General features: G+C 71.5%; 5 protein-coding genes. 1 reads left to right on the top strand and 4 read right to left on the bottom strand.

Going from position 1 to position 6493, the window contains the following annotated elements; genetic code table 11:
• Positions 1–142: 142 nt before the first annotated feature.
• The 4 genes from rhaS to ACFU5G_RS28350 are packed head-to-tail and all read right to left on the bottom strand — an operon-like array spanning position 143 to position 4723.
• The gene (gene rhaS / locus ACFU5G_RS28365) at positions 143–1177 is read right to left on the bottom strand and encodes a rhamnose ABC transporter substrate-binding protein (protein ID WP_377252197.1); all 1035 of its coding nucleotides are present in this window, start codon (positions 1175–1177) and stop codon (positions 143–145) included.
• A gap of 11 nt (positions 1178–1188) precedes the next feature.
• Entirely contained in the window at positions 1189–2184 is a 996-nt protein-coding gene (locus ACFU5G_RS28360) for an ABC transporter permease (RefSeq protein WP_377252195.1), read from the bottom strand.
• The gene (locus ACFU5G_RS28355) at positions 2181–3206 is read right to left on the bottom strand and encodes an ABC transporter permease (RefSeq protein WP_377252193.1); all 1026 of its coding nucleotides are present in this window, start codon (positions 3204–3206) and stop codon (positions 2181–2183) included. The genes ACFU5G_RS28360 and ACFU5G_RS28355 overlap by 4 nt, the downstream gene beginning before the upstream one ends.
• A complete protein-coding gene (locus ACFU5G_RS28350; protein ID WP_377252191.1) occupies positions 3203–4723 on the bottom strand; it encodes a sugar ABC transporter ATP-binding protein in 1521 nt (506 codons plus the stop codon). The genes ACFU5G_RS28355 and ACFU5G_RS28350 overlap by 4 nt, the downstream gene beginning before the upstream one ends.
• A 229-nt stretch (positions 4724–4952) precedes the next feature.
• Here ACFU5G_RS28350 and ACFU5G_RS28345 point away from each other — a divergent pair, with 229 nt between their 5' ends.
• Positions 4953–6398, top strand: a complete 1446-nt coding sequence (locus ACFU5G_RS28345; RefSeq protein ID WP_377252189.1) for an APC family permease — start codon at positions 4953–4955, stop codon at positions 6396–6398.
• Positions 6399–6493 lie beyond the last annotated feature (95 nt).

Raw genomic sequence — 6493 nt, 5'->3', positions numbered from 1 at the left:
GCCTAAGTTTCTCCGCTCTGGAAGATCCCAGAGCGGAGAAACTTAGGCCTCGAAGGGGAGGCACCAGGCCCGGCTCACCGAGTCGGCCCGACGACGGCAGCCGCGGCCGGTCGGAGCCCGACGGCGACAGCCCCGCGACGACTCAGAAGTCGAAGTCGTCGATGTTGCTCTTGTCGAACACGAACGGCTCGCCGAGCACGACCACGCCGTCGGCCCCCACGGTGTACTCACCGAGGCGGCCGGCCTCGAAGGTGTCGCCCTCCGCACCCGTGATGTCGCCCGCCACCAGGGCCGCGGCGGCCTCGGTCGCCAGGTAGCCCAGGTCGGTCGGGTTCCACAGCGCGAACGCCTCGACGGTGCCGTCCTCGACGTACTCGCGCATCTGGTTGGGCGTGCCGAGGCCGGTGACCGCGACCTTGCCCTTGTACTCGGACGTCGAGACGTACCGCGCGGCCGCGGCGATGCCGACGGTCGTGGGCGAGACGATCCCCTTCAGGTCCGGGTGCGACTGCAGCAGCGCCGCGGTCTTGTCGAACGACGTCTGGTCGTCGTCGTCGCCGTAGGCGGTCTCCACGAGCTTGATGTCCGGGTAGTCGGACGCCAGCTTCTCCTCCATGATCGCGATCCACGCGTTCTGGTTGGTCGCGTTGGCCGACGCCGACAGGATGGCGATCTCGCCCTCGCCGCCGATCTGGTCGGAGATGAGCTCGAGCTGCTTGTCGGCGATGCCCTCGGCCGAGGCCTGGTTGACGAACAGGTCGCGGAACTGGGGCTCGGTGTCGGAGTCGAACGTGACCACCTTGGTGCCCGCCGACCGCGCCTCGTCGAGCGCGTCACCGATCGCCGTCGGGTCGTTGGCCGAGACGATCAGCGCGCTGACGCCCTGCTGGGCGGCGGTGTTGATGAACGGGACCTGCGAGTCGGGGGACGCCGTGTCCGGCCCTACCTCCTCGACGGTGGCGCCGAGCTCGCCGGCCGCCTCCTGGGCCCCGGCGGTCGACGCCTCGAAGTACGGGTTACCGAGGTTCTTGGGCAGCATGGTCATGGTGACGTCGCCGGACGCACCGCTCGCGCCGCCGTCACCACCGTCCCCGCCGTCGCCCCCGGAGCCGCAGGCGGCCAGGCCGACCGCCAGTACAGCGGCCGTGCCGGCCGCGAGCACAGATGTGAGCTTCATCGTTCGTCTCCCTAGCTTCCGTGCCCGGCGGACGAGCGCCGTCGGACCCTGAGGCCCCCCGCGATGCGCGGGGCGACCACCGACACGACGAGCGCCGTGCCGATCACGATGTTGATGACGTTGACGGTGACGCCCTCCAGCCGCAGGGCGCTGCCGAGCACGCCGATCAGCAGCACGCCCGCGACCACGCCGTGGATGGCGCCGCGGCCGCCGAAGATCGACACCCCGCCCAGCAGCACCGCCGCCACGACCTGCAGCTCCAGGCCGGTCGCGTTGTCGCCGCGGGCGCTGCCGTAGCGGAGCGTGTAGTAGACGCCCGCGAGCGCCGAGACCGCCCCGGACAGCACGAACAGGATGAGCAGGGTGCGCTTGACGTCGACGCCGGAGAACCGGGCGGCCTCGCTGCTGCGGCCGATGTCGAGCACGTTCCGGCCGAACGGGGTGGCGTGCAGCAGCACGGCGAAGACGGCGATCAGCAGGACCAGCCCGAGGGTGATCGCCGGCCAGGGCGACTCCCCCAGCTTCTCGGTGGCGCCGTCGGTCCAGGACTCGGGGAAGTCGGTGACGGCGGTGGTGCCCAGCAGGCCCACGGCGAGGCCGCGGTAGAGGGCGAGGGAGCCGATGGTGACCGCGAGCGACGGCAGGCCGCCGTAGGCGACGAGCGCCCCGTTGAGCGCGCCGCACACCGCGCCGAGCAGCACGGAGGCCGGCAGCGCGAGCCACAGGTCGGCGCCGGCCTGGTGCAGCAGCCCGAAGGTGACGCTGGACAGGCCGACGACGGACGCCACGGACAGGTCGATCTCGCCGGTGGCGATGATCAGCGTCATGGGCAGCGCGATGAGCAGCACGGGGGCGACGTCGAGCACCAGGTAGGTGATGGTGAGCGGGCCGTCGAAGCCCTGCACGGTCGCGGACGCGACCACCCAGGCGGCGACCAGGATCAGCACGGTCAGCATCTCGCGGGTGAGCAGCGCGCGCTGCCACCAGGGGCGGGCGTGGGTCCTCATCGGTTCGCCTCCTCGCGGTCGGCCGGTCCGCCTTCGCCGGGTTGGTCGGTGTCGCGTTCGGCCGCGAGGCGGTGCGACCGCCGTCGGGCAAGCACTCGGTCCAGCGCGATGGCGCCGATGATGAGCGCGCCGACCACGGCGCGCTGCCAGAAGTCGGGGATGCCCACCACGGGCAGGGCCCGGTTGATGGTGAGCAGCAGCATCGCGCCGAGCGCGGCGCCGGCGACGGTGCCGCTGCCGCCGAAGATCGCGACGCCGCCCACCACGACGGCGCCCACGACCTGGAGCTCGATGCCGAGCCCGGCGCCGGACGACACGGTGCCGTACCGGGCGGCGAACATGACGCCGGCCAGCCCGGCGAGCGCCCCGCCCAGGGCGAACGCCCCGAGCAGGCGGCGGCGCACGGGCAGGCCCTGCAGCTCGGCGGCGTCGGGGTCGGACCCGATCGCGTAGAGCTGCCGGCCGCCGCGCGCCGTGTACATGTAGTAGGCGACGACGGCCAGCACGACGGCGGCGACGATCGTCAGCACGGGGATGCCGAGGACCTGCTTGGTGCCCAGCGCGAGGAACGACCGGGGCATGTCGCCGGCGTCGATCCGGTCGCTGCCGGCCCAGGTCAGCGCGATGCCGCGGTAGACGTACAGCGTGCCGAGCGTGATGACGAGCGCCGGCACGCGGGCGAACGCGACGATCGACCCGTTGACCAGGCCGAGCACCGCCCCGGCCGCGACGGCGACGAGCGCCACCACGACGATCGGCAGGTCGGGCGCCTCGATGAACAGGCGGCCGGTGAGGTAGGCGGTCAGGCCCAGCACGGAGCCCACGGACAGGTCGACGTTGCGGGTGATGACCACGACCGCCTGGCCCACGGCGAGCACCACGAGGATCGCGGGCGTGAGCAGCAGGTCGCGGAAGCCGCCGGAGCTGAGCAGGAAGCCGGGCTGGATGGCGGTGGTCACGCCGATCACGACCAGGAGGGCGAGGGCGATGCCGGCCTCGCGGCGGCGCAGCAGGACGCTCATGCCGCGCCCTCCTGCCCGGCCGACGCGCCCGGCGTCGCGGCCCGCATCACGACCTCGGGGGTGGCCTCGGCCCGGCTCAGCTCGGCGGCGATCCGCCCCTCGCGGACCACGAGCACACGGTCGGCCATGCCCAGCACCTCCGGCAGCTCGGACGAGATCATGAGCACGGCCAGCCCCTCGGCGGCCAGCGTGGACAGCAGCCGGTGCACCTCGGCCTTGGTGCCGACGTCGATGCCGCGCGTGGGCTCGTCGACGATCAGCACCTTGGGGCCCGTGGCCAGCCACTTGGCGAGGACGACCTTCTGCTGGTTGCCGCCGCTCATGGTCGTGGCCACCGCGTCGAGCGCGCCGGCCTTCACCGCCAGCCGGCCGGACCAGTCGCGCGCGAGGCGCGCCTCGGCGTCGGGCAGCAGGATGCCGAGGCGTGCCAGGCGCCGTCGGGAGACGGCCGAGACGTTGCGGGCCACGGAGGACTCGGTGACCAGGCCCTCCAGCCGCCGGTCCTCGGGGACCAGGGCGAGGCCCGCGGCGATGGCCGCGGTCGGGTCGCCCGGGCGCAGGGCCCGCCCGCCGACGACGACGCGCCCGGCGTCGTACCGGTCGACGCCGAACACCGCCCGGGCGATCTCGCTGCGCCCGGCCCCGACCAGGCCCGCGAGGCCGACGATCTCGCCCGCGCGCACGTCGAAGGACACGTCGTGGAAGGTGCCCGTGGACTCGAGCCCCTCGACCTGGAGCACCACCTCGCCGGGGGTGCTCGGCACCTTGGGGTAGAGGTCTGCGACGGCGCGGCCCACCATGCGTCGCACCAGCTCGCCGGACGTCACGTCGGCGACCGGGTCGGTGGAGACGTGCTCGCCGTCGCGCATCACGGTGACGGTGTCGCAGAGGTCGGCGACCTCGTCGAGGCGGTGCGAGATGAAGACGACGGCGTGGCCGGCGTCACGCAGGCCGCGGGCGACCGCGAAGAGCCGGCGCACCTCGACGGCGCTGAGCGCCGCCGTCGGCTCGTCCATGACGAGCAGCCGGGCGTCCAGGGAGATCGCCTTGGCGATCTCGACGATCTGCTGGTCGGCAATGGACAGGCCCTCCGCGGGGCGATCCGGGTCCAGGTCGACGCCGAGGTCGCGGAAGAGCTGCCGGGTGCCGGCCCGCATGGCGCGGCGGTCGATGCGGCGGAACCGGCCGAGCGGCTCCCGGCCCAGGTAGATGTTCTCGGCGACCGTCAGGTCGGGAAAGCTCGCGGGCTCCTGGTGGATGACGGCGACCCCGGCGGCCTTGGCCTCGGCGGGGCCGCTGAAGTCGACGGGCTCGCCGTCGAGCTCGACCACGCCGGCGTCGCGGCGGTGCACGCCGCCCACGATCTTGACCAGCGTGGACTTGCCCGCGCCGTTCTCGCCCACGAGCGCGTGGATGGTGCCGGGCTGGACGACCAGGGTGCCGGAGCGGAGCGCGGCCACGGGTCCGAAGGACTTGGCGACCCCTTCCAGGCGCAGCGTCGGTGCGGCGTTCTGCATGTCTCTCCGTCGAGCTCTGCGGGCGGTCGGCATTGACCTGAATCACCCGTTTGAATCGTTCAAACAGATACTTCGGAAGATAGACCTGCCAGGTCAGAGCGTCAAGAACTTCCGGCGCGTCCGTTGCCGAGATGTGTCCTTTACGGAACTCTTTACCGATCAGGGGTGAACCTGCCCGCAGAGCACGGAGGTGACCCGAAGGCGTGTCGCCTCAGATCGGAGGCGAGGAATGAGCCAGCCAACTGCCGAGGAGCACGCAGCCCTCGGTGAGGAACCCACCGAGCTCAAGCGGGTCATGGGACCCAAGCTCCTCCTGCTCTTCATCGTGGGCGACATCCTGGGTACCGGCATCTACGCGCTGACCGGAAAGGTCGCCGCGCAGGTCGGCGGTGCGGCCTGGGCGCCGTTCATCGTCGCGTTCGCCATCGCGCTGATCACCGCCTTCTCGTACCTGGAGCTGGTGACCAAGTACCCCCGCGCCGCGGGCGCCGCGCTCTACACGCACAAGGCGTTCGGCGTGCACCTGCTGACGTTCATGGTCTGCTACACCGTCATGTGCTCCGGCATCACCTCGGCGTCGACCGCCTCCCGGGCGTTCGCCTCGAACCTCGCGGTGGGCTTCGGGCTGGACGAGTCGAACGCGACCCTGGTGATCACCATCGCCCTGGTCTTCATGGGCGTGGTCGCCGCGGTGAACCTGCGCGGTGTAGGCGAGAGCGTCAAGGCGAACATCTTCCTGACGCTCGTCGAGCTGTCCGGCCTGCTGCTGGTCATCCTGATCGGCTTCTACGCCGCGTTCGCCGGGGAGGTCGACTTCTCCCGGACCATCGTGTTCGAGGACCCCAACGACAAGGGCGCGTTCTTCGCCGTCACGGCGGCGACCGCACTGGCCTTCTTCGCGATGGTCGGGTTCGAGGACTCGGTGAACATGGCGGAGGAGACGCACGACCCCGTCCGGAACTTCCCCAAGATGATGATCACCGGCATCGGCATCACCGGGGTCATCTACGTGCTCGTCTCCCTGTTCGCCGTGGCGATCGTGCCGGTCGGCGTGCTGGCGGAGAGCGACACCCCGCTCGTCACCGTGGTCGAGACCGCGGCGCCCGGCATCCCGGCGGGCGACATCCTGCCGTTCATCTCGATGTTCGCGGTGGCCAACTCGGCGCTGATCAACATGCTGATGGCCAGCCGCCTGCTGTACGGCATGGCCAAGCAGAACGTGCTGCCCGGCGTGCTGGGGCGGGTGGGCGCCCGGCGCCAGACGCCGTGGGTCGCCATCCTGGTGACCACGGTCATCTCGTTCGGGCTGATCTACTTCGTCAGCCGGGACCCGGACAACGACGTCGTCGCCGCGCTCGGCGACACGACCGCGCTGCTGCTCCTGGGCGTGTTCGCCATCGTCAACGTCTGCGTGCTGGTGCTGCGCCGCGACCCGATCGACCGCCGGCACTTCGTGGCGCCGACGGTGCTGCCGATCATCGGCGCGCTCGCCTGCGCGTTCTTCGTGGGCCCGTGGACGGGGCGCGACCCGCTGACCTACACGATCGCCGGGTGGCTCCTCGGGATCGGCCTCGTGCTGTGGGTGCTGACGTGGATCACCAACCGGATCGTCGGGCAGCGTGGCGGGATCTCGGACATCGAGGCGCTGAGCGAGCGCGAGGGCGGCGTGAACTAGCGGCGTCGTCCGGCACCCTTTTTCGAGGCCTAAGTTTCTTCGCTTTGGATGGCTCCAAAGCGAAGAAACTTAGGCCTCAAAGGGAAGGACGACGT

Source organism: Promicromonospora sp. NPDC057488 (genome assembly GCF_042802395.1).
Lineage (GTDB): Bacteria > Actinomycetota > Actinomycetes > Actinomycetales > Cellulomonadaceae > Promicromonospora.
This window is presented reverse-complemented; position numbering and strand designations above follow the sequence as displayed.

Excerpts from the sequence above, each read along its gene's own strand:
- rhaS (WP_377252197.1), bottom strand. The coding sequence starts at position 1,177 with ATGAAGCTCACATCTGTGCTCGCGGCCGGCACGGCCGCTGTACTGGCG.
- ACFU5G_RS28350 (WP_377252191.1), bottom strand. The coding sequence starts at position 4,723 with ATGCAGAACGCCGCACCGACGCTGCGCCTGGAAGGGGTCGCCAAGTCC.
- ACFU5G_RS28355 (WP_377252193.1), bottom strand. The coding sequence starts at position 3,206 with ATGAGCGTCCTGCTGCGCCGCCGCGAGGCCGGCATCGCCCTCGCCCTC.
- ACFU5G_RS28360 (WP_377252195.1), bottom strand. The coding sequence starts at position 2,184 with ATGAGGACCCACGCCCGCCCCTGGTGGCAGCGCGCGCTGCTCACCCGC.
- ACFU5G_RS28345 (WP_377252189.1), top strand. The coding sequence starts at position 4,953 with ATGAGCCAGCCAACTGCCGAGGAGCACGCAGCCCTCGGTGAGGAACCC.